At 63.0% G+C, this 22,101-nt stretch carries 17 protein-coding genes and 1 pseudogene; 5 read left to right on the top strand and 13 right to left on the bottom strand.

Features of this window, described 5'->3' with window-relative positions; translation table 11 throughout:
* On the top strand, positions 1-2,462 hold a 2,462-nt coding region (locus GNZ13_RS25470; RefSeq protein WP_172169510.1), incomplete at its 5' end, for a YadA family autotransporter adhesin.
* Between the two features lie 239 nt (positions 2,463-2,701).
* Here the strand turns inward: GNZ13_RS25470 and hrpA are convergent.
* Complete coding sequence (gene hrpA / locus GNZ13_RS25465; protein WP_172169507.1) at positions 2,702-7,204, bottom strand: ATP-dependent RNA helicase HrpA; 4,503 nt, start codon at positions 7,202-7,204, stop codon at positions 2,702-2,704.
* 23 nt (positions 7,205-7,227) lie between these two features.
* Between hrpA and argA the strand changes: the two genes are divergently transcribed.
* The 3 genes from argA (at position 7,228) to proP (ending at position 11,150) form a co-directional block, all read left to right on the top strand.
* The gene (gene argA, locus GNZ13_RS25460; RefSeq protein ID WP_172169504.1) at positions 7,228-8,616 is read left to right on the top strand and encodes an amino-acid N-acetyltransferase; all 1,389 of its coding nucleotides are present in this window, start codon (positions 7,228-7,230) and stop codon (positions 8,614-8,616) included.
* A 55-nt stretch (positions 8,617-8,671) separates the two neighbouring features.
* Complete coding sequence (locus tag GNZ13_RS25455) at positions 8,672-8,947, top strand: oxidative damage protection protein (protein ID WP_082855080.1); 276 nt, start codon at positions 8,672-8,674, stop codon at positions 8,945-8,947.
* A 700-nt stretch (positions 8,948-9,647) separates the two neighbouring features.
* Positions 9,648-11,150, top strand: coding sequence for a glycine betaine/L-proline transporter ProP (gene proP, locus GNZ13_RS25450; protein WP_236002179.1), 1,503 nt, complete (start codon positions 9,648-9,650; stop codon positions 11,148-11,150).
* Between the two features lie 147 nt (positions 11,151-11,297).
* Here the strand turns inward: proP and GNZ13_RS25445 are convergent, their stop codons facing one another.
* The 9 genes and pseudogenes from GNZ13_RS25445 to GNZ13_RS25405 all read right to left on the bottom strand — a co-directional run bounded on the left by GNZ13_RS25445 (position 11,298) and on the right by GNZ13_RS25405 (position 18,775).
* On the bottom strand, positions 11,298-11,786 hold the full coding sequence (locus GNZ13_RS25445) for a metallophosphoesterase family protein (protein ID WP_172169498.1): 489 nt from the start codon (positions 11,784-11,786) through the stop codon (positions 11,298-11,300).
* Between the two features lie 24 nt (positions 11,787-11,810).
* Positions 11,811-12,394, bottom strand: a pseudogene (locus GNZ13_RS25440) (hypothetical protein).
* A gap of 2 nt (positions 12,395-12,396) precedes the next feature.
* Positions 12,397-12,972, bottom strand: coding sequence for a TMEM175 family protein (locus GNZ13_RS25435; RefSeq protein ID WP_172169495.1), 576 nt, complete (start codon positions 12,970-12,972; stop codon positions 12,397-12,399).
* A gap of 96 nt (positions 12,973-13,068) precedes the next feature.
* Complete coding sequence (locus GNZ13_RS25430; RefSeq protein WP_172169492.1) at positions 13,069-13,455, bottom strand: DUF488 domain-containing protein; 387 nt, start codon at positions 13,453-13,455, stop codon at positions 13,069-13,071.
* An 85-nt stretch (positions 13,456-13,540) separates the two neighbouring features.
* Positions 13,541-13,876, bottom strand: coding sequence for a hypothetical protein (locus GNZ13_RS25425; RefSeq protein ID WP_172169489.1), 336 nt, complete (start codon positions 13,874-13,876; stop codon positions 13,541-13,543).
* 106 nt (positions 13,877-13,982) lie between these two features.
* Positions 13,983-14,336 carry a cupin domain-containing protein gene (locus GNZ13_RS25420; protein WP_172169486.1) on the bottom strand — a complete coding sequence of 118 codons (354 nt, stop codon included), beginning with the start codon at positions 14,334-14,336 and terminating at the stop codon, positions 13,983-13,985.
* A gap of 100 nt (positions 14,337-14,436) precedes the next feature.
* Positions 14,437-15,837, bottom strand: a complete 1,401-nt coding sequence (locus GNZ13_RS25415; protein ID WP_172169483.1) for an FAD-containing oxidoreductase — start codon at positions 15,835-15,837, stop codon at positions 14,437-14,439.
* 184 nt (positions 15,838-16,021) lie between these two features.
* Positions 16,022-16,222, bottom strand: a complete 201-nt coding sequence (locus tag GNZ13_RS25410) for a hypothetical protein (protein WP_172169480.1) — start codon at positions 16,220-16,222, stop codon at positions 16,022-16,024.
* Positions 16,223-16,408: 186 nt separating this feature from the next.
* Complete coding sequence (locus GNZ13_RS25405; RefSeq protein ID WP_172169477.1) at positions 16,409-18,775, bottom strand: putative bifunctional diguanylate cyclase/phosphodiesterase; 2,367 nt, start codon at positions 18,773-18,775, stop codon at positions 16,409-16,411.
* A gap of 325 nt (positions 18,776-19,100) precedes the next feature.
* Between GNZ13_RS25405 and GNZ13_RS25400 the strand changes: the two genes are divergently transcribed.
* Positions 19,101-19,664, top strand: a complete 564-nt coding sequence (locus tag GNZ13_RS25400) for a lysozyme inhibitor LprI family protein (protein WP_172169474.1) — start codon at positions 19,101-19,103, stop codon at positions 19,662-19,664.
* A 97-nt stretch (positions 19,665-19,761) separates the two neighbouring features.
* On the opposite strand, the gene GNZ13_RS25395 is transcribed toward GNZ13_RS25400, so the two are convergent.
* The 3 genes from GNZ13_RS25395 to GNZ13_RS25385 all read right to left on the bottom strand — a co-directional run bounded on the left by GNZ13_RS25395 (position 19,762) and on the right by GNZ13_RS25385 (position 22,065).
* Positions 19,762-20,310: a nucleoside deaminase gene (locus GNZ13_RS25395; RefSeq protein WP_172169471.1), complete on the bottom strand. Its 549-nt coding sequence runs from the start codon at positions 20,308-20,310 to the stop codon at positions 19,762-19,764.
* A 50-nt stretch (positions 20,311-20,360) separates the two neighbouring features.
* Entirely contained in the window at positions 20,361-21,491 is a 1,131-nt protein-coding gene (locus GNZ13_RS25390; protein ID WP_172169468.1) for a BMP family ABC transporter substrate-binding protein, read from the bottom strand.
* A gap of 265 nt (positions 21,492-21,756) precedes the next feature.
* The gene (locus GNZ13_RS25385) at positions 21,757-22,065 is read right to left on the bottom strand and encodes a winged helix-turn-helix domain-containing protein (protein WP_172169465.1); all 309 of its coding nucleotides are present in this window, start codon (positions 22,063-22,065) and stop codon (positions 21,757-21,759) included.
* Positions 22,066-22,101: the final 36 nt, after the last annotated feature.

Below are 22,101 nucleotides of genomic sequence, written 5' to 3'. Positions count from 1 at the left end.
CAGGGGGAGTTGCTGCGGGCGGAGGGGCGTACGCGGGGAGCCTGAATTCAACCGCAATCGGCAATGGGTCATCGGCATACGGTACCGGTTCAATCGCGCTCGGCAACACTGCGCAGACTAATGGGCTCGGCGCACTTGCGAGCGGCTCGTTGGCGCAGGCGATGGCTGATTACAGCACCGCCGTCGGCCCCGTCTCGACGGCAAGTGGCAAAGGCGCGACGGCGCTTGGGGCTTTTTCAGAAGCCGATGGCAGCAACTCGGTTGCAATCGGTTACCAAGCGACTGCCACGACCGACAACAGCATCGCGCTTGGCGCAAAGTCAACCACCACTGCCGATCTGACTACGACGGCTTACACGCCGACTGGCCCAGGTGCCACGGCAGTTGCAGCCATCGCCGCAACCGGCGAAGTATCGGTAGGCTCCAATGGCAACGAGCGCCGCGTGACGAACGTCGCAGCCGGCGCAGCCGCTACCGATGCTGTCAACGTCAGCCAGTTGAGCGCAGTTGACGGCAAGGTCGACGCCGTCGCGAATAGCAGCACACAGCGCTATTTCAAAGCAACCGGCAACACCAACGGCGTTGCCGACGATGCAGTCGCAGTCGGAGATCACTCGATCGCGATTGGAAGCGGCGCCGTTAGCTCGGCAAAAAACGCTTTCGCAGCTGGCACGGGCGCATGGGCAACAGAGGCGAGCAGTACAGCGGTCGGCACCAAAGCGACGGCCAATGGCATCATTTCGACAGCGGTCGGCAACGACTCCACTGCGGATGCGATGGGCGCCACCGCACTGGGCGGCGGTGCGACGGCCATCAAGGGGGGCTCCACTGCAATCGGCAGCAACTCGTCGGCTACCGGCCTCGGCAGCGTCGCGCTGGGCAACATGGCCGAGGCTAGCGCCGACGGCTCCGTCGCCTTGGGTCAAGGCGCTCTGGCCAACCGCACGAACACCGTATCGGTCGGCTCGGCCGGCGCCGAACGCCAGATCACCAACGTCGCGGACGGCACTGAAGCCACCGACGCCGTCAACCTGAGCCAACTGAATGCCGCCACCACCGGCGCCACACGCTATTTCAAGGCGAACGGCAACAACGACGGCACCGACGACGCAACCGCGACCGGCACTCGCGCGGTAGCAATGGGTGCCGCCGCGGAAGCCTCTGGCACCAATGCCTTTGCAGGCGGCAGCTCGTCGCAGGCCAGCGGCACAAACAGCGTCGCCGTCGGCAATAAATCGACGGCAAACGGCGATGATTCCGTGGCTATCGGTGCCAATTCCGTCGCCGGCCACGACCCGCTTGCAATTGACGATCCGGGCTTCACCGCTGCCACCGCCGTCGGCTCCGGCGCGCAAGCCGTCGCGCAAAACGCCACCGCCCTCGGCAACCTGGCTACGGCCGGCGCCACCAATTCGGTGGCCTTGGGCCAAGGCGCGGTTGTGAACGCTGACACATCAGGTTCCGTCGCACTCGGCCAAGGCTCGATCGCAGACCGCGTGAACACCGTCTCGGTCGGTTCGGTCGGCAAGGAACGTCAGATCACCAACGTAGCCGCTGGCGAGCAAGGCACCGACGCTGTCAACGTCAACCAGTTGAACGCGGTCGCCAGCCAGGGTGCGGCCACCGCCGCCAAGCTCGACGGGGCCGTCATGTACGACACCAACGCCGACGGCAGCGTCAACAAGAACAGCGTCACGCTCGGCGGCGATGCAGCCACCGGCGGCACGGCCATCCACAACGTCGCCGACGGCGTGGATACGACCGACGCCGTCAACCTCGGTCAGTTGAACGCGGCAATTGGCAACGCTGTCCAGAACATCACCGTGAACCCGAACGTCCCGTTCTTCAGCGCCGACGGCAACACCGCCACGGAAGCTGCGCAGTCCTCCGGCACGCATTCGGTCGCCGTGGGCGCCAACGCCAACGCCAGCGGCACGAACGCAATCGCCATGGGCGCAAACTCGGTCGCAAGCGGCAACAACGCCACCGCGCTCGGCGCCGCGGCGAACGCCAGCGCAGACAACTCGGTCGCATTGGGCCAAGGCTCGGTTGCGGACAGGGCGAACACGGTGTCGGTCGGCGCGGCAGGTCAGGAGCGTCAGATCACCAACGTCGCAGCCGGCGTGCAAGGCACAGACGCGGTCAACGTCAATCAGTTGCAGCAGAGCGTAAGCGGCGCGGTCGGTCAGGCCAACAGTTACACCAACGATCAGATCCGCTCGGCTCGCCGCGATGCCTACGGCGGCACAGCAACGGCACTGGCGGCTGCGGGCTTGCCGCAAGCCGTCTTGCCGGGTCACGGCATGGTCGCGATTGCGGGTGGCACGTATGGCGGCCAGTCGGCAATGGCCATCGGCGTGTCGCAATTGTCGGAGACCGGCAAGTGGGTCTACAAGGTGCAAGGCACCTCTGACTCGCGTGGTCAGTTCGGCGCGTCGGTCGGCGCCGGCATGCACTGGTAAAACTTCGGCAAGAAGCGTGACCGGCTCGGTCTGAGCCAGTCACGCCGAAGTCAAAAGCGTTGCTGTACCAGCAGCGAGCCGGCGCGGGCCAAGAAGAGCTCGCGCCCTTTGCGCGTGATATCACTCTCAAAAGGAGCGGTGTCGCGCGTTTTTTTATGCGCGCTGCAAAAGCGTTGCAGCCTGCAGCCCGCGCCGCCCAGATGGAGCGGGCACCTGCGCCGCCCCACCCTATGCGCCGCTCAGCGCTGCATCGATTCCCACACTTTGTAGAGACGTTTCACCGACACCGGCATCGGCGTACGCAACTCTTGCGCGAACAAAGAAATACGCAACTCCTCCAGTAGCCAGCGGAACTCCGACAGACGCGTATCCAGCACACCACCGCGTTGCGCAAGCGCGCGCTGGTAGTTCTGTAGCAGCGGATGGAATTCGGCGAACTGCCGTGCGTCGCGTGCGGAGTCCGCCTTCAGCTTGTCGATGCGCAGTGCAATCCCCTTCAGATAGCGCGGAAAGTGCGCCAGTTGCACATACGGCGTATCGACCACGAAGCGCTTTCCGATCAGCTGATCGAGCTGATTCTGCATGTCCGCATGTGCGGCCGTGAACGCCTTCGCCTGCACCAGCTTCTTCGTCACCGTCGCGTATTCGCTGAGAATCTGACCAACTAGACGAGCGATTTCCTGAGCCAACAAAGTCAGACGGCTGCGGCCTTCGTCGCGGCGCGTGTGGAAACTGACGTCATCGGCGGGCAGCGGGTCTTGCAGACAGGCGCGGTCGAGCGCGGTGTCGATCAGTTGATCGCGCAGTTCTTCCTGAGTGCCACGCGGCATAAATTGCATCGCCATTTCGCGCAGACCCGGGAGATTCTTCTCCAGGTACTTGATCGGCTCTTTCAGTTGCAACGCGAACAAGCGCCGCAGCCCTGCGCGATGGATGCGCGCGGCTTCGTCCGGTGAATCGAATACCTCGACGTCACAATGCGTGCCGCGATCCACCAACGCCGGATAACCGAACAACGTCTGGCCGCCACGGCGAATTTCGAGCAACTCGGGGAGCTTGCCGAAATTCCACGTCGTCAGCTTTTCGTACAGCGCGGTGCCTTGCGCGCCGTCTTGCGACGCGGCAAGCGGTCCGGACGCAGCGGCGCCCTTACCTCGCGAAGCCGCACCGCTTGCCGCGCCGGCTGCTCCGCTCGATTGCGCGCTAGCGGCCACGCCGCCCCCGCCGCCCGCATCCGCCAACGCCACCCCGGCCGCACCCGACGCAATCTTCTGAAAATGCTGTTGTGCCTGCCCACCGAGTTCAGCACGCAATTGCGACAGGTTGCGGCCCATTGCAAGCTGCCGGCCATGCTCGTCGATGATCTTGAAGTTCATGAACAGGTGCGGCGTCAGCGTCTCGAGCTTGAAGTCCGATTGCTTCATCGCGACCTGGGTCTGCTCGCGAACGTCCGCGATCAGCGACTCGAGCAAGCCGCCCGCGCCGAAACGCGGGCCACCATGCCGTTCGACAAAACCCGCCGCGAATTCAGGCAGCGGCACGCAATGACGCCGCAGCTTTTGCGGTAACGATTTCAGCAGCAGTTGGGTCTTCTCTTTCAGCATACCGGGCACGAGCCATTCGCAACGCCGAGCATCGACCTGATTCAGCGCATACAGCGGCACCGCGAGCGTCACGCCGTCACGCGGCGAACCCGGCTCGAAGTGGTAGGTGAGCGCCATCTCGACGCCCGCCATCGTCATCCGCTTCGGGAACAGGTCGGTCGTGACGCCGGCGGCTTCGTGCCGCATCAGATCGTCGCGCGACAGATACAGCAGGCGCAGCTTGTCTTCCGGCTGGCCGCTCTTCTTTACCTCGTCGCGATACCAGCGTTCGAACGACGCGCCCGTGTAGATGCCTTGCGGCAGCGCCTGATCGTAGAAACCGAAAATCAGTTCGTCGTCGAGCAGCACGTCCTGGCGGCGCGACTTGTGTTCGAGTTGCTCAATGTCGGCGAGCAGCTTACGGTTGTGCGCGAAGAACGCGAGCTTCGTATCGAACTCGCCTTCCACCAACGCACCGCGAATGAACAGCTCGCGCGCACGCGCCGGGTCCTGTTTGCCAAAGCTCACGCGCCGCCGGTGGTAGATCGGCAGACCGTACAGCACCGCGCGCTCGAACGCCGACACCTGCGCCGCACGCTTTTCCCAATGCGGTTCGGACAACGACTTCTTCAGCAAATGCGCGCCAATCCGCTCGATCCATTCCGGCTCGATCTTCGCGATACAGCGCGCGTACAAGCGGCTCGTCTCGACCAGCTCGGCGGCCATCACCCATTTACCGGCCTTCTTCACCAGTGCCGAGCCCGGCCATAGATAGAACTTGATGCCGCGGGCGCCGAGGAAATACGGTTCGTCGTCGGCTTTCAGGCCGATGTTGCCGAGCAGGCCAGTCAACAGCGCCAGATGGATCTGCTCGAAGGTCGCTTCGGCCTCGTTCAGACGCCAGCCGTGCTCGCGCACTACGGTCAGCAGTTGCGAGTGCACGTCGCGCCATTCGCGCAGGCGCAGTTGCGACAGGAAGTTCTTGCGGCACTCGTCCTGCAATTGCCGATTCGACTTCTTGTGCGCGATCGCTTCTTCGAACCAGTTCCAGATCTTCAGCCACTGGAGGAATTCGGAACGCTCGTCGGCGAACCGGCGATGCGCCTGATCGGCTTGCTCCTGCGCTTCGATCGGCCGGTCGCGCGGATCTTGCACCGACAATGCGCTGGCAATGGTCAGCACTTCCTTCAGCGCCTGCTGATCGCGCGCGGCGAGAATCATCCGGCCGACGCGCGGGTCGAGCGGCAAGCGCGCGAGTTCGCGGCCGAGCGGCGTGAGCTGGTTATCGTCGTCGACGGCGCCCAGTTCGTTCAACAGTTGATAGCCATCGGCGATGGCGCGGCCCGGCGGCGGCTCGATGAACGGGAAAGTTTCGATCGCCGTCAGATGCAGCGACTTCATACGCAAAATCACCGACGCCAGCGACGAACGCAAAATCTCCGGATCGGTGAAGCGCACCCGGCCCTGGTAGTCGCTTTCCTCATACAGACGGATGCAGACGCCATCGGCAACGCGGCCGCAGCGCCCTGCCCGTTGATTGGCGGCAGCTTGCGAGATCGACTCGACCTGCAGTTGCTCGACCTTGTTGCGATACGAGTAGCGCTTCACGCGCGCCAAGCCCGTATCGATCACATAGCGAATCCCCGGCACGGTCAGCGAGGTTTCGGCGACGTTGGTCGCGAGCACAATGCGGCGCGCGTTCGAGGTGCGGAACACGCGCTCCTGTTCGGCCGCGGAAAGGCGCGCGAACAGCGGCAGAATTTCCGTATGCGGCGGATGGTGCTTGCGCAGCGCCTCGGCGGCATCGCGAATCTCGCGCTCGCCGGGCAGGAATACCAGCACGTCGCCAGGGCCTTCGCGGCACAACTCGTCGACCGCGTCGACGATCGCTTCCATCAGATCGCGATCCGTTTCGCGCTGGGTCTTCGGCCTGTCACGCGAAGACGACGAGGAAGAACCTTCCGCCGCCTTCACCGCCGGACTGTCCTCCGCGACCGGCCGATAGCGCACTTCGACCGGATAGAGACGCCCGCTCACTTCAATCACCGGCGCGGGCTTGTCGTCCCTGCCGAAATGACGCGCGAAACGGTCGGCGTCGATCGTCGCCGACGTCACGATCAGCTTCAGATCGGGACGCTTGACGAGAATTTCCTTCAAATAGCCGAGTAGAAAATCGATGTTCAGGCTGCGCTCGTGCGCTTCGTCGATGATCAGCGTGTCGTAGGCTTTGAGCAGCGGATCGGTCTGCGTTTCGGCGAGCAGAATACCGTCGGTCATGAGTTTGACCGACGCGCCCGGCGACAGATTGTCGGTAAAACGCACCTTGTAGCCAACCACTTCGCCGAACGGCGTGCCGAGTTCTTCGGCGATGCGGCGGCCCGTCGCCGATGCCGCGATCCGGCGCGGTTGCGTATGGCCGATCAGACCGGTGCCGCCCGCGCCCAGACCGCGCCCGAGTTCGAGGCAGATTTTCGGCAGCTGGGTGGTCTTACCCGAACCGGTCTCGCCGCAGACGATCACCACCTGATTCTGCGCGATGGCTCGCGCGATCTCCTCACGGCGGCCGGAGACCGGCAGCGCTTCGGGGAACGTGATCGGCGGAATCGGGTTCGGTTCGACGACGCGCTGGACGCGCGGCGAGCGCGATTCGCGACGGGCCTGGCCGCTTTGTGCATCGCCTGCTTGCGGCGATTTCTGCACACGCGCACCGCTTTGCTGATTGGCACGACCGTCGCCACGCTTCTGCTGATTTGGATCTCGCGTGTTTTCAGACTGCGTGCGCCGTTCATCGCCCTGCTGCTGGCGTTGGTCGTGAGGCGCGTTCTGCGCGCGTCCATCGTCGCGGCGCGCGGGCTTCTCCACGCCGCCGGAAGTCGGCTGCCTGCGCGCAGCGTCGCCCTGTGGCGCATGCTTCTGCCCCTCACGAGCGGTTTTCGGCGCCTGCGCGCGCCCTTCGCTGCGCGCGTCCTGCGGTGGATTTTTTTTCTGCGCAGACGCGCGCGCGTCATCCGCGGCGCGCCGGGACTCACGCGCTGCTGGCGGCGTGTTGTGGGTAGCGTCCTGCGCGGCACGACGCGCAGCGTCGCTGGGCTTCACCTGATCGGCGGCCGGCGCCACATTCTCGTTCGCCGTAGCGGGACTTTTGGGTACATTCGACATGGGGGCGCATTATAATCCCCGGCATGAATTCCCAAACCGACCTCGTCCCCGCGCCCGCGAGCGTTCCGGCCCCCGCCGGAGCAACGGAAGATCTCGCCCAGCACGCGCAATTCGTCGACTGGATGCGCTCAGTCGCCCCTTACATCCATGCGTTCCGTAACAAGACGTTCGTCGTCGGTTTCGGCGGCGAGGTGGTGCATCAGGGGCTCCTGAATGCGCTCGTGTCCGATATCGCGCTGTTGCAAGCCATGGGCATCCAGATCGTGCTGGTGCACGGCTCGCGACCGCAGGTCGAAGAGCAGATGAGCCTGCACGGCGTGGAATCCGAGTTTTCGCACGGCATGCGCATTACCGACGCGCGTGCTTTGGAGTCCGCGAAAGAAGCGGCCGGCGAAGTGCGCCTGGATATCGAGGCGGCAATCAGCCAGGGCTTGCCGAACACGCCGATGGCGCACGCGCACATCAGCGTGGTGTCCGGCAACTTCGTGACGGCGCGCCCGGTTGGCATTCTGGACGGTGTCGATTTCGCCCACACCGGCGTGGTGCGCAAGATCGACGCGGATTCGATCCGCCATTCGCTCGCGAGCCGCAAGCTGGTGCTGCTGTCGCCGCTCGGCTTCTCGCCCACCGGCGAGGCGTTCAATCTGTCGATGGAAGACGTCGCGTCAGCGGCGGCCATCGCACTGCGCGCCGACAAAATCGTGTTCCTGACCGAGACTCCGGGCTTGATGGAAATCGGCGAAGACGGGCCCGAACTGATTCGCGAACTGTCGCTTGACGACGCCTACAAGCTGCATGAAAGCGGCGAAGTCACCGGCGACGCAGCCTTCTATCTGAAACACTCGATCCGCGCCTGCCGCGGCGGCGTGGCGCGGGCGCACATCATCCCCTACGCGCTCGACGGCAGCCTGCTGCTCGAGCTGTTCCTGCACGACGGCGTGGGCACGATGATCTCGTACGAGAACCTCGAAAGCCTGCGCGAAGCGACGCCGGACGACGTCGGCGGCATTCTCTCGCTGATCGAGCCGCTCGAATCCGACGGCACGCTGGTGCGGCGAGGCCGCCACCAGATCGAACGCGACATCGACCATTTCTCGGTGATCGAGCACGATGGCGTGCTATTCGGGTGTGCGGCACTGTACCCGTATCCGCAGGAGCGCATCGGCGAAATGGCGTGTCTGACGGTCGCGCCTGAAGCGCAAGGCACCGGCGACGGCGAGCGCCTGCTCAAGCGCATCGAACAACGCGCCCGGGCACGCGGCCTCACGCGAATTTTCGTGCTCACTACGCGCACCGAACACTGGTTCCTGAAGCGCGGCTTCGTCAAGGTCACGGTCGACGACCTGCCGGAAGACCGCCGCCGACTCTATAACTGGCAGCGCAAGTCGCTCGTGCTGATGAAACAGCTCTGAGCGTCCCCATATAAAGCGACTGCCCGCCCCACATCGATTACAGGAGAAGCACAGCATGACTCGTATGGTTCAATGCGCGAAGCTCGGCAAGGAAGCCGAAGGCCTCGATTTCCCGCCGCTGCCGGGCGAACTCGGCAAGCGGATCTACGAAAGCATTTCGAAGGAAGCCTGGCAGGCCTGGTTGAAGCAGCAAACCATGCTGATCAACGAAAACCGCCTGAACATGGCCGACCCGCGCGCACGCCAATATCTGATGAAGCAGACCGAAAAGTTCTTCTTCGGCGAAGGCGCGGATACGGCGCAAGGCTACGTGCCGCCGGCAGCTGAATAAGTCACGCTTGAGCCCCGCTTTTGCCACCGCGGCGGAAATCGGGTCAAAGCAAAAAAGTCCGCGCCGCGTGCGCGGATTTTTTTCGTCCCGCGAGACTCGGCGGACTCTCCAGACAGTACATTTCCAACCCGTTTTAAGCCTTTTTTCCATACCGTCTCAATCCGCTCGATCCCCCACCCCATAAGGGATTGAGCATCTTCCAGGGGCCTCCCGCGGGACCTCGGGTTTGCGCGATCCTCCGTCATCGTGCTATCATGTTCACCGTTCCAACAGCATTTCACCTTCATTCGCGTTCTTTTCAAAGTGGCTCGCAGCGCCTTTTTACTGCATGCGGCCCGGTTGAATTGAATAGTTTTTATACAAGAAGGCTTGTCGGTCGTTTCTCCGCTTGATCTCACCATGAGCGGCGAATTAAGCACCGGCCTTTTTCGTTTCAAGCCTTCCAGCGGCGCATGGGCCAGCTTTCAGCCACCCCAAGCGTCCTCATGCATCTGCCCCCCCCTTCCACGGCCACGCAGATGCAACAGTCAGCACAATCTAGACGAGTGTTTTTTCGCGAATCGTTCGCGAGGCACGGGCGTTTTATTTTCTTTTTTCACGCCCATTTCCTCGATCGCCTCCGGGCGAGAGAGACGCCATCGCTCTGCTCGCGAAACTGCACTTCCCCAGCACCCGTGGCGGAACGTTCATGCACGTTTTCATGAGTTTCGTCGCAGTCATTGGAGTTTTCACCTTGACCGCTTCCAGCAACGGCTTCTGGCGACACCACAAAGAAGAACAACGCCTCTCACTCGACGACATCACCGTCGTCGACAAATCTCTCCTCAAGCGGGCCGTCGGCGCCATGGCGCTTGGCAACGCGATGGAATGGTTCGATTTCGGCGTGTACAGCTATATCGCCGTCACGCTCGGCAAAGTGTTCTTCCCGTCGTCGAGTCCGTCCGCGCAGTTGATCGCCACCTTCGGCACGTTCGCCGCGGCGTTCCTCGTGCGGCCAATCGGCGGCATGGTGTTCGGACCGCTGGGTGACCGGATCGGCCGTCAACGCGTGCTGGCCATGACGATGATCATGATGGCAATCGGCACCTTCGCAATCGGCCTGATTCCGAGCTACGCGACAATCGGCATTTTCGCGCCGGTGTTGCTGCTGGTCGCGCGCCTGGTGCAGGGCTTCTCGACGGGGGGTGAATACGGCGGCGCCGCCACCTTCATCGCCGAATTCTCGACGGACAAGCGCCGCGGCTTCATGGGCAGCTTCCTCGAATTCGGCACGCTGATTGGCTATGTGCTCGGCGCGGGTACAGTCGCGGTCCTCACGGCGACGCTGTCGAATAACGCGCTGCTTTCGTGGGGCTGGCGTGTACCGTTCCTGATCGCGGGCCCATTGGGTCTGGTCGGTCTGTATATTCGGATGAAGCTCGAAGAAACGCCCGCGTTCAAGAAGCAGGCCGAGCAACGCGAAGCCGAAGACAAAGCGCTCCCCAAGCAGTCTTTCCGCGAGTTGCTCATTCAGCAATGGAAGCCGCTTCTGCTGTGCGTCGGCCTCGTGCTGATCTTCAATGTCACCGATTACATGGCGCTCTCGTATCTGCCGAGCTATCTGTCGGCCACGCTGCACTTCAACGAAACGCACGGTCTCTTCCTCGTGCTGCTCGTGATGGTGCTGATGATGCCGATGACGCTGGTAGCCGGCCACCTGTCCGACACGATCGGCCGCAAGCCGGTGATGCTGTTCGGTTGCGTGGGTCTGCTCGTGCTGTCGATTCCCGCGCTGTTGCTGATTCGCATGGGCACGGTGCTGCCGGTGTTCGGCGGCCTGATGATTCTCGGCGTGCTGCTGTCGTGCTTCACCGGCGTGATGCCGTCGGCGCTGCCGGCGCTGTTCCCGACGAAGATCCGCTACGGTGCGCTCGCGATCGGCTTCAATATTTCGGTGTCGCTGTTCGGCGGGACGACGCCGCTTGTGACAGCATGGCTGGTCGACAGCACCGGCAATCTGATGATGCCCGCGTACTATCTGATGGGCGCGTCGTTGATCGGTATCGTGTCGGTGTTCGCGCTGCGTGAGACGGCTCGCAAGCCGCTGCTCGGCTCGGGTCCGTGTGTCGCAACGCGTGCGGAAGCGCATGCGGTGCTGCGCGGCGAGCGTGAGGCGGCGGAGATGGATGAAGGCTACGCTGCCGCGGCTACGGCGCGTGCCTGATCCTGTGTTGCGCGGTAGTCAGCCGCCGAAGTAGCACGCGTATCGCCCGCAGCTACGCCGTAAAGCAATAACGCGCGGCGGCAGGCAACCGCAACAATTCGCGTAAGCGTGTCCGAAAACGGGCCGGCAGATTTGCCGGCCCGTTTTTTATGTCACCAGTGAATCGAACGTCGCGCTTGCGTGCGCGCCTTCGATAATTAGCATACCGACGGAAATCGGCAACTTGAAACGCCTCGGTCCGGCACTCCCTGGATTGACGAACAGCACCCCGTCGCGCTCGCTGATCGCAGGCTTATGCGAGTGCCCCGTCACGACCACGTCGATGCCTTCGCTACGCGGATCATCGCCCACGTCGGCGATATCATGCACAACGAGGATCGTCACCTGTTGCACGGTCAGCTTGACGTGTGTCGGCAGCGAGGCGACCGGCTCGCCGATGTCGTTATTGCCGCGCACGGCGGTGACCGGCGCGATCTGTGCGAGCGCGTCGAGCACCGCCTGATTACAGATATCGCCGGCGTGGATGATCGCATCGCACCCTGCCAGGTATTGCAGGGCTTCAGGACGCACGAGGTTGTGCGTGTCGGAGATCAGGCCGATCCGGGTGGCTGGGGAGCTTTGGGTGCGCGAAGTCATGATGCCAGTATCGGCCAAACGGCCTCAATCCGCCGACTTCTGTTCGGCAAGTTCCCGGGTCAACACCTGCACCGGCCGCTTCGCGCGAAGCAACCGCCTCGTCGCTCCCTGCACCACCATCGACACCACCGCCGCGCACGCAAAGCTCAGCCACACGCCGTAATGCGGCAGCATCGCGGCAGTCACGGCGAAGAACGACGCAAACGATCCGCGGCCGATCACCATGCCGCGCATCAGCAACGCGACGAAGTCCGCGCCATGCGCGCGTTGGGCCGACACCGCGAGCACGATGCCGAGCAAAGGAAACACCGACAGCAACCCGCTCCACGTCGCTCCCATCGACGCGGACAGCGTGGTCACAGCAATCGTCAGCAGCGCGCCGGCGAGCATGCGCAGCGCAAGATCGCCGAGCCCGAGGCGCGCCGCCGGCACGTGACCCGTGACGCGAACGCCGGCCCACGCTCCAGCGCGAGCAGCAACACGATCGGCCCGGCCACCACCGGCAGCCCCGCCAGCCATCCCGCCACCGACGGTCCCCACACACGCCCTGCCACGGTCAGCGCGGCGAGAAACGCGGGCACCAGCGCGAGCTTTAGCGCAAGCAACATGCTTACGCTTCCATCAGGTGTTCGATGCGCCGGTCGGGCACCAGCCACCACGCCGCGGCCAGCGTGTAGAGCGCAGCCGAGAGCCACGGCTGAACGAACGCCAGCGCAATGCCCGATAGATAGATGACGACGGAAACCTTGCCCTTGAAGTCGTTGCCGACCGCCTTAGCGATCGTCGACTCCGTGCCGTGCTCGCGGATCAGCACGCGGGTCAGAATGAAATACGCAATCGCCGACATGAACAGCACGGCGCCGTACATCGCGGTCGGCCAGGCGGCGAGATGGTTTTCGCCGACCCAATGCGTGACGGCCGGCAGCAGCGACAGCCAGAACAACAGATGGAGATTGGCCCAGAGCACCGCGCCGTTGACTTTCTGCACGGCATGGAACATGTGGTGATGATTGTTCCAGTAGATGCCGACGTAGATGAAACTCAGGACGTAGGCGCAGAACACGGGGATCACGGGGCGCAGCGCGGCGAGATCGTAGCCAGCCGGCACCTTCAGCTCGAGCACCATGATTGTGATGATGATGGCGATCACGCCATCGCTGAAGGCTTCGACGCGTCCCTTGCCCATCGGTCGGTTTCCTGATTGTGTAATCGCGATTGTGAAGACGATTATCGGTGATGACAACGGGACTTGTCGAATGCCGGCGGGCCGCGTAGGCACGCATCACCTTATCAGCGCACCCCGCTCGTTTAACAACTGACGAAGAATGCTGCGATGGCACCGGCTTTCGTCGTCGCAGTAACAGCCGATGGAGAAGTTCGTCGTTTTCGACAATGCGGCAAGCAGGTCCAACACCTTAGCGGTATCGCTACCATTCATCTCCGTGCGGAATTTTTTCGCGAACGCGGCCCACTCAGCGTCGCTCGCGACCGCCTTGGCTTCTTTCACCAGCTCCGCATCAGGCGACAGATTAGGCAGCCACACATCGTAATAGTCGCGGGTGGCGAATTCCGTCCGGGGTACGCCGCGTGGCGGTCGCCGAACGGTACCGATACGCAGCCCTTCGTCGGCTGCCCTCGGAGACCCAAGCTGGACGATGCTAATGCTCATGTCTTTTTTCCTGATTTGTGTTGAACTCGCGATCGTCCCCCGCCGGTCGACAAGCGCCGCTCGCCGGTGGTTCTGTAATGCAGGCTCAATGCCTCGTGCCCTTCATCGCCTCGATTTCCATGGCGGCGGTCCGCTCTTCGCTCGCTTCAATCGGGTCCATTGCCTCGTCGATCGAAGCCGCCGCACGTTCCGCGGCCGCTTTCGTTTCGTCGATTTCGTCGATTTCGTCGAAAGTGGGATCGGATTCTACGTCGTCATCACCAGGGGGTTCCAGCATGTCCCGAAGCATGGCCGCCAGTTCTGGCGTGTCCCACTTCGCGCCCTGTTGCTTCTGTTTCTTTATGTAATGTCTGACTTCCGCGTCCTGTTCCGGGGTCAACGGAAGACCGCGAAAAGTGCTTTTGGGGTCGGCATCATTCATGATCTCGCTCCAGGATACGTGCCAGTTTGAGTGTAATCCCGTTATGGTGCCGTGATCAGCTATTGGACATTGCCAATCGACCCGGCTGGCGCTGTCTTGTGATCAATCAGCCGCGAACGCCAGGGTAGTAAACCGCTAGCCACACGCTCGGCTCCGTGTCGCTCGTCCACGCCACCCGATGCCGGCAATGCGCTTCAATCAGCACGTGGTCGCCCGGCTTCATCGGATGCGGCTCACGCTCGCCGTCGAATGCGAATTCGAGCGTCGCCGCGCCGCTCAGCAGCACGACCCACTCGGCGCGCGGACTGTCGTACCAGAAGTCCGGCGGGCTTGCGTGCCCTCTCGAGACGATCCGTTCGATGCTCACGCCGGCTTCTTCCACAAGTGCGTCGACTTGCTCGTCAGGGCCCGCCGGCGCGCAGAGATCGAAGAGATTGCCGCTGCCGATTACGCGTTTCATCGCTTGTGCTCCGCCTATACCCGTCACCTGCGTCCGCTGCGCGTTCTCGCCCATCGGGGCCCATCGCGCTCATCACCCGGTTTGCCGCCGGGTGCACGGCTCATTTCATCGGCTTGAGTCCATCGAGCAAGGTCGGTACCAGTTCGCTGATGGTCGGATGAATGTGCATGGCGTACTCCAAGGTCGGATACGGTGCGCCAGCCGTCATGATGTCGATGAACGTGTGCAGCGCTTCGTCGCCTTCGATTCCATGGATCGCCGCGCCAAGAATCTGCTTGCTCCGCGCGTCGACCAGCACCTTCATGAAGCCGTCGGTCTCGCCGCGTTCACGGGCGCGGCCCACCCGCGTCATCGGCATGGTGGCGATCAACGCGTCGCGGCCGGCCTTGCGCACGTCGGCCTCCGAGAGCCCGACACGCGCGAGCGGCGGGTCGACGAACACCGCATATGTCATGATCCGCGTGTCGACGCTGCGCGCGCCGCCGTCGAGCAGATTGGCCGCGACGATCTGGAAATCATCGTAGGAAGTGTGGGTAAAGGCGCCGCGTCCGTTGATGTCGCCGATCGCCCAGACGCCCGGCACATTGGTGCGCAATTCGCCATCGACGGGAATCGTGCCGTGCCGGTCCGTCGCGATGCCGGCGGCGTCGAGGCCGAGGTCGTCGGTATTCGGTTCACGGCCGGTGGCGAACAGCAGGTGCGACGCTTCGAGCGCGGGAATGTTCTGCTCAAAGCCAGTGCACACCTCGTTGTCTCGATGCGGATGCGGCTCGACCCGCGAGGGCTGCACGCCGAAAACAAATTCGATCCCTTCGCGCGCAAGCACTTTCTGCACTGAGGTGGCGAAGTCGGCATCCTCGCGCGTGAGCACGCGCTCGCCGCGCGCCAGCACCGTCACGCGGCTGCCGAAACGGCGAAAAATCTGCGCAAATTCGAGCGCGATATAGCTGCTGCCGACAATCGCCAGATGGTCCGGCAATTCCGTCAGTTCGAGCAGATTGGAGTTGGTGTAGTAGCGAATTCGCTCGAGTCCTTCGAGCGGCGGCACGACTGCGCGTGTGCCGGTATTGATGAAGATTTCGTCGGCGCTGATCTCATCTAGCGTCGTGCCGTCTGGGCCGCTGATGGCGAGCGTATGCGGGCCGGTGAAGCGCGCGTGGCCGTTGAAGACGGTGACGTTATCCGTGCCGCGCAGCCATTTTTCGACGCCGTCGCGCGATTGGCCGATGATCCTGTCCTTGCGCGCCTTGACCGCCGCCAGATCGACGCCGACGGCGCCGCTCACCTGCACGCCCAAGTCCGCGGCATGGCGCGCCACGTGGGCCGCGCGGGCGCTGGCCACATAAGACTTGGTCGGCGTGCAGCCGACATTCACGCAGGTCCCGCCGAAAGCCGCACGTTCGATGACCGCGGTTTTACGGCCGCTTTGACCGAGACGCACAGCGAGCGGCGCACCGCCTTGTCCCGTGCCGATCACGACTGCGTCAAAGTGCTGTGGCATGGCAGATCTCCCGAGGCTGGGATGCAGGTCGTAGCATCTTACCCTCAGCGCCTCGCCTTGCCGTGATCGCCCTATCTGCTTGTTTCTGTTGCGTTGTGCAAGCCGGCGTGCCGGCTTGCAATCCGTGTTCGCGGCGCCGAGAGGCCGGCGCCGGCCGATTGATGGAGATTGCGCGTGATTGTGTTCAGGCGTGGCAGTGGACGGCGCAGATCAATTCGCGCGAGCGTTGCAGCGCAGCCTGCGCGCCGCGCGCCGCAACGACCCAACCGACCTGCCCGAGGTTGAAATCCTGCGACACCATCACCTGCATGAGCGCGACCATGGGCAGGACCACCGATGGCCGATAAAGCTGGTTCTTAATCAAGGCTGGTATAACGGGTCCCATCGCGGCTCCCATCGCGCGAGGCCGCTTCGGCACGGCGCGGAATTTACATTCGATGGGAGGATTGTAGGGAGACCGGGGGCGCGGATAAATACCGGGAACGCGAAGTCACTTGTTCGTCAAACTGAACAATCGAGTTTGGACGCCAGCGGCGGCAGGGTCCGATCGTTGTATTGGCCCATTAGCCCATTAACCCGCACGGCGAAGTGGGTTTGCGGCGCCCGCGCTGTGGCCGGCGGCGTCAGGACCGTCACGACGCGCCGGCCCCATCTGCGCGTCGCACAAACTACGCGCATAAGCACTCGCCCCCACGGGCCGGCTATAAAAATACCCCTGCTGCTTGTCGCAAGCGATCCCGCGCAAAAACGCCGCTTGTTCAGCGGTCTCCACGCCTTCAGCAGTGACATTCATGCCAAGCGAATGGGCCATCGCTACCACCGCCTGCGTGATCGCGATCGAATCGCGATGATCCGGCAAGCCCGCGACGAACGATCGATCGATCTTCAGGTTATGCAGCGGAAACCGCTTCAAATACGACAGCGACGAATAACCAGTGCCGAAATCGTCGACGGAAATCCGCACGCCCATCGCGCTCAACGCACTGAGCATCGGCAAGACGGCATCGCTGTCGCTCATCAACAGCCGCTCGGTAATCTCCAGTTCGAGCGCCTCCGGCTCGAGTCCGGACTGCTCGAGACAGCACTCGATCCGCTCAACGAGGCCGCCTTTGAACTGGCGCGGCGACAGGTTCACCGCGACGATCAGATTCGGCGCCAGCGTGCGCCGCCATTGCGCGACCTGCTCACAGGCCCGCGCCAGCACCCAGGCGCCGATCTCGACGATCAGACCGGCGTCCTCGGCCACGGGGATGAATTCCACCGGCGAGACATTCCCCAGCTCACTGTTGTACCAGCGCAGCAGCGCTTCGGCGCCGATCGTGCGGCCGCACTTGCTGTCGACGATCGGCTGATACACGAGGCTCAGTTCGTTGGTGGCAAGCGCGCGGCGCAGTGCCTGCTCGATCATGAAGCGGCGTTGCAGATGCTGATTCAGTTCGGCCGTGAAGAACTGAAAATTGTTGCGGCCGCATTGTTTCGCGTGGTACATCGCCGAGTCGGCGTTGCGCATCAGAGTGGGCACGTCCTGGCCGTCCTCGGGAAACAAACTGATGCCGATCGACGCACCCATGTAGTACTCGTTGTCCGCCACCGCGAACGGCACCGCGATCGTGTCGAGAATCCGCTGGGCGAGCGCGATCAGATGACCCGTGTTTTCGTAAGCGCTGACCACGATCACGAACTCGTCGCCGCCCACGCGCGCGAGCGTGTCGTCCTGCGCGACACACGCCGACAGCCGCTCCGCCACGCTGCACAGAAGCGCATCCCCAGCCTCGTGACCGGCGGTGTCGTTGACCTTCTTGAACCCGTCAAGATCGACGAACAGCACGGCTACCCGCGCCAGTTCGCCGATCCCGGCTCCCCCAACCGGCGCGAACAGATCGCGCATTCGCTCGCCCAAGTAAGCGCGGTTGTAGAGGCCCGTAAGCGGATCGCGCGTGGCCAGAAACTTGAGCTGCCGTTGCGCCTCGCGCACCGGCCCGATGTCGGTAAACGAAATCAGCACCGAGCTGGGTTCGCTGTCGCCCGGTTTGATGATCGGCACGACATTTTCAGTAATCCAGATGACGTCGCCGTCGGTCAGCTCGAGACCGATCGTGACGCCTAGCAGGGGTTTGCCGCTCGCCAGCACCCGAGTGGTCGGGCGATCGGCCTCGGTGACGATGGAACCGTCTTCGTGAAACGCACGCACCATCACCGTCAGAATGTCGTGGCCAACCAGTTCGGCGCTCGCCCGCAAAATGCGTTGCGCACTCGGATTGCAGGCCAGCACCACGCCGTCGCGCGACTGCACGATGATGCCCTCGTTCAGATGGTCCACAACCAGCCGGTGATGCTCCTCGCTGTGCGCGAGGCGTTGCGCCATGGCGTCCTGATGAACGGCGAGACCGACACTGTGGCTGATATCGTGGAGCATCGCCGCTTCTTCGGCGCTCGGTCGGCGCGACGTGCGGTGATAGACCGCGAACGCGCCCAGCACCCTGCCGGCATCGTTTTCAAATGGCACCGACCAGCACGCGCGCAAACCGAGCGGCAACGCGAGGTGCCGGAAATCGGCCCACAGCGGATCGGTTTCGATATCTTCGACGGTGACCATGCGCCGCTCGTACATCGCGGTGCCGCAGGACCCGGCCCGTGGGCCGATCGCGACGCCGTCGATCGCGGCACTGAAGTGCGCCGGCAGCGATGGCGCGCCGCCCACGCGTGCGCGTACGCCGTCCGCGTCCAGTAGCAGGATCGAACAGGTTGCACCTTCGCCCAGCAGCGCTTCCGCGCGGCGGCATACTTCATCGAGCAATTCCGGCAGCGGGGTGTTGCGCGTAATCAGCCGCAACACCGTGCGCTCCGACGCCAGCACCCCCTCGGCCAGATCCGGCCCGTAGCGGGTGCCCTCAGGCGTTGCTCCCATCGTGCTATCTGATGTCGCTTCGCGTGTCATTTGTGCGCCCCCTAACCCCACATCGGCAAGCTAGTGTACGCGGCGCACCGGGGTTTACGCGAGGCCGGCGCACTTTAATCTCGATGCATAGCACGCGAAGTGCATCGCCCGGCTACCTGGTCAGCCAATGAAGCGACAACACCATTAATACTGTAAATCTGACGATCGCTCCCGCCGTCAGCGCCAGCCCTGCCAAGTGTGCGGCCCGCGCAAGGCAAGATTTGGTAATCACCCATCCCAACTCACGCTGTTTTCGGGCGTCTGCGTTCCGGCGACTCGGCCGATCATCCAGTGCATGAAAAACCCATGCGCTGCCCGGACCACGATGAAAATTTTCCGCCCAATCTTTGTCGCCGCACTGATGTTCACGCATCTGCCCGCTCACGCTACCAGCTTCGACTGCAACAGGGGACGCTCACTCACCGAACGGATGATCTGCAACGACCCTGCACTCTCGAAGCTCGATGACACGCTTGGGCAACTGTACTGGAAAGCACGGCGGCGGGTCATCAACCGTCGCGTCTTCCTCACCGACAGCGACAGCAAGTGGGCGTGGCGGGAAGCGAATTGCCGCGATGCGGCGTGTCTGGGGACGTGGTATTCGACTCGGATCGAGGAACTGCAGCGGCTGATCGAAAGTATGCGAACGCAAACCCTGGATGTGCCGGCCGAACCGAACCTTCAGCGTAAGGCGGTGATGCCCGCGCTACAACAAACCGACACCGCGATGCTTCGATGCACCGCCGCGAATCCGGGGATCGTGGTGAACGACCAGTGTTCCACTGTGATCAAGGCAAACAACAGTCAGTGGAAATACACGCCACACGCCGGCGACTGGTTCTGCGGACTCGCTATGCTGTCGTCAGCACAGGCCGGCTCGGCACAGTGAGATTGGCTTGTTTGTGTTTGCCTGCGGTGTTGGACTTTACTTTTGATTCTTTGCCAATCGCAGGCAAACAGGCTTAAGCGACGCGGAGGCAAAAGCGCTACCTGCCGCTCCAGAACCTCCGCTGCACCTCCATCACCTCACCTTCCACCTCGGCCACTGGACCAATCACCTCGACGGGTTTCTGGCAGTGGTCAAACACATAGCGGCAGTCCACGCTCATGGTCGGATTCTCGGAATGACCGCCGGTTGCCTCCAGCAAGCGCTTCTCGGTCATTCCAAACACGACGCGCCCGATATTGGCCCAATACATCGTACCGGCGCACATGCAGCAAGGCTCGACCGATGTATACAACGTGCAACTCCACAAGTACTCCGGCGTGAAATTCAACGCTGCCACGCGAGCCAGCACCGACTCGGCGTGATTCACCGTGTCGACATTGCCCTGCTCCATCAACACGGTCTCCTGATCCGGGCCGATCAGCACCGCGCCGAACGGATGGTGCCCCAGCAGCGTCGCCCGCTCCGCCACCCGGCTCGAATGCCGCAGATGCCGCACGATCTGCTCGTGCGTTGGCGTTAGACCCTGCGGCGGATAGGTCGCAGCCACTCCGGCGGCGCCGGTATCGGTCGAGACGGTAAGACTCACGGGCGATCTCCTTTAATCTTTAATAATATTTAGGCAAACCAGGCAATTGATCACTTCGGCAGCGAACCGTCCACGCCTTGCACGAACCAGTTCAAACGCAGCAGTTCCACATCGCTCAACGATTTGCCCGCAGCGACCTTCACCGCGCCGGACTGATCCGCGATCGGACCTGCAAACGGATTGAACTTGCCCGAGACGATGTCGTCACGCTTCTGGTTCAACGCCTTTTGCGCCGCCGGCGACACCGCGTCCGTGTTGATGTCAGCCAGATCGATCGCCTTCTCTTTCAGCCCCCACCACACCGGCGAGTTGTTCCACGTGCCCGCCATCACCTGCTGCACAAGATGCGTGTAATACACGCCCCAGTTGCTCACACATGCGCCCAGCTGCGCGTTCGGTCCGAACTTCTTCATGTCGGAGTCCCAGCCGAATGCATGCACTTTCTTCTGTTCAGCCGTCTGCATCGTCGCCGTCGAATCGGTGTTCTGGATCAGCACGTCGGCGCCCTGGCCGATCAGCGTCTCGGCGGCCTGCTTTTCGCGGCCCGGGTCGAACCAGCTGTTGATCCACACGACCTTCACACGCGCATTAGGGTTGACCGAGCGCGCACCCATCGTGAACGCGTTGATGTTGCGCACCACCTCCGGCACCGGCACCGAGCCGACAAAGCCGAGCGTGTTGGACTTCGTCGTATAACCGGCGACCAGCCCGGCCAGGTAGGCACTCTGGTAGGTCCGCACGTCATAGGTGGCGAAGTTGGCGGCCTTCTTGTAGCCGGTTGCATGTTCGAACACGGCGTCCGGGAAGTCCTTGGCGACCTTCAGTTCGAAATCCTGGAAGCCGAAGCTCGAGCCGACCACGATCTTGTTGCCCTTGGACGCCAGATCGCGAAACACGCGCTCCGAATCCGCCGACTCCGGCACGTTCTCGATACGCGTCACTTTGATCTTGTCACCGAACTTGGCCTCGACCTCTTTCACGCCCTGCTCGTGCGCATAGGTCCAGCCGGCGTCGCCGGGATTGCCGAGGTAGACAAAGGCGATGCCGAGCGGCTGCGCAGTCGCTGCTGCCGCTACCCCGGCGCTGAACGCGAGGGACGCGCCGAGCGCTGCGGCGAGAACGGTCCGGACGGTTTTGATGCGCAATGAGTGATGCAGTACTCGCGCCAGCTTTGCTTTCATGAATTCTCCGAAGATGGTTTCCAGGTGCACGGCACATCGCTCGGGATTGTCCCGGGCAAGGCTCCAGCATAAGAGGCCATATTCGAAGGTCAATTTCAGCGGAAAAATTATTATTCGTTATCTCGCCCATAACGAAATCTGTATTTTGGTAGCGGAAAAGAAGGTTCCATAGGGTCGAACGGATAGCACCCGCAACTCCCGGATACCGAGTCCCCTCAGCGCTGAAGCGCTCGGCCGTCGCCCTCGCGCCGGATTCAGCTGCAACTCAATGAATCTGTGGCGGCGGGTCCGCTTGCTCATCGTCAGGCGGACCGCCCTCGCCGAACAAATCCGCACACAAGCCCTGGCCGATCTCGCTCAGGCGCGCCGTCCCCGTGCCTTCCTCGGTGAAGGTGGTGTCCACCAGCCCGCCGTCAACCAGCGCCGTCAACTGCCGCCGCAAGCCACTCATCGGCACGTCCGCCTGCTTGGAAAGCTTGGCGAGCGACCACGCGCCGTCAGGCGTTTCCTGATAAGCGCGCCACAACTGCGCCAGTATGGCGACCAGCACCGGATCGAGTTCGTCGTCTTCCATCGTGAATGTCTCCTCGCTTTTCTCAAGCCCTATCGA

It is taken from the genome of Paraburkholderia elongata, assembly GCF_013177735.1.
In the GTDB taxonomy this organism is placed as follows: Bacteria; Pseudomonadota; Gammaproteobacteria; order Burkholderiales; family Burkholderiaceae; genus Paraburkholderia; species Paraburkholderia elongata.
This window is presented reverse-complemented; position numbering and strand designations above follow the sequence as displayed.

Bases quoted from the DNA above. Each gene is read 5' to 3' on its own strand.
- hrpA (WP_172169507.1), bottom strand. From the start codon at position 7,204: ATGTCGAATGTACCCAAAAGTCCCGCTACGGCGAACGAGAATGTGGCG.
- argA (WP_172169504.1), top strand. From the start codon at position 7,228: ATGAATTCCCAAACCGACCTCGTCCCCGCGCCCGCGAGCGTTCCGGCC.
- GNZ13_RS25455 (WP_082855080.1), top strand. From the start codon at position 8,672: ATGACTCGTATGGTTCAATGCGCGAAGCTCGGCAAGGAAGCCGAAGGC.
- proP (WP_236002179.1), top strand. From the start codon at position 9,648: ATGAGTTTCGTCGCAGTCATTGGAGTTTTCACCTTGACCGCTTCCAGC.
- GNZ13_RS25445 (WP_172169498.1), bottom strand. From the start codon at position 11,786: ATGACTTCGCGCACCCAAAGCTCCCCAGCCACCCGGATCGGCCTGATC.
- GNZ13_RS25435 (WP_172169495.1), bottom strand. From the start codon at position 12,972: ATGGGCAAGGGACGCGTCGAAGCCTTCAGCGATGGCGTGATCGCCATC.
- GNZ13_RS25430 (WP_172169492.1), bottom strand. From the start codon at position 13,455: ATGAGCATTAGCATCGTCCAGCTTGGGTCTCCGAGGGCAGCCGACGAA.
- GNZ13_RS25425 (WP_172169489.1), bottom strand. From the start codon at position 13,876: ATGAATGATGCCGACCCCAAAAGCACTTTTCGCGGTCTTCCGTTGACC.
- GNZ13_RS25420 (WP_172169486.1), bottom strand. From the start codon at position 14,336: ATGAAACGCGTAATCGGCAGCGGCAATCTCTTCGATCTCTGCGCGCCG.
- GNZ13_RS25415 (WP_172169483.1), bottom strand. From the start codon at position 15,837: ATGCCACAGCACTTTGACGCAGTCGTGATCGGCACGGGACAAGGCGGT.
- GNZ13_RS25410 (WP_172169480.1), bottom strand. From the start codon at position 16,222: ATGGGACCCGTTATACCAGCCTTGATTAAGAACCAGCTTTATCGGCCA.
- GNZ13_RS25405 (WP_172169477.1), bottom strand. From the start codon at position 18,775: ATGACACGCGAAGCGACATCAGATAGCACGATGGGAGCAACGCCTGAG.
- GNZ13_RS25400 (WP_172169474.1), top strand. From the start codon at position 19,101: ATGAAAATTTTCCGCCCAATCTTTGTCGCCGCACTGATGTTCACGCAT.
- GNZ13_RS25390 (WP_172169468.1), bottom strand. From the start codon at position 21,491: ATGAAAGCAAAGCTGGCGCGAGTACTGCATCACTCATTGCGCATCAAA.
- GNZ13_RS25385 (WP_172169465.1), bottom strand. From the start codon at position 22,065: ATGGAAGACGACGAACTCGATCCGGTGCTGGTCGCCATACTGGCGCAG.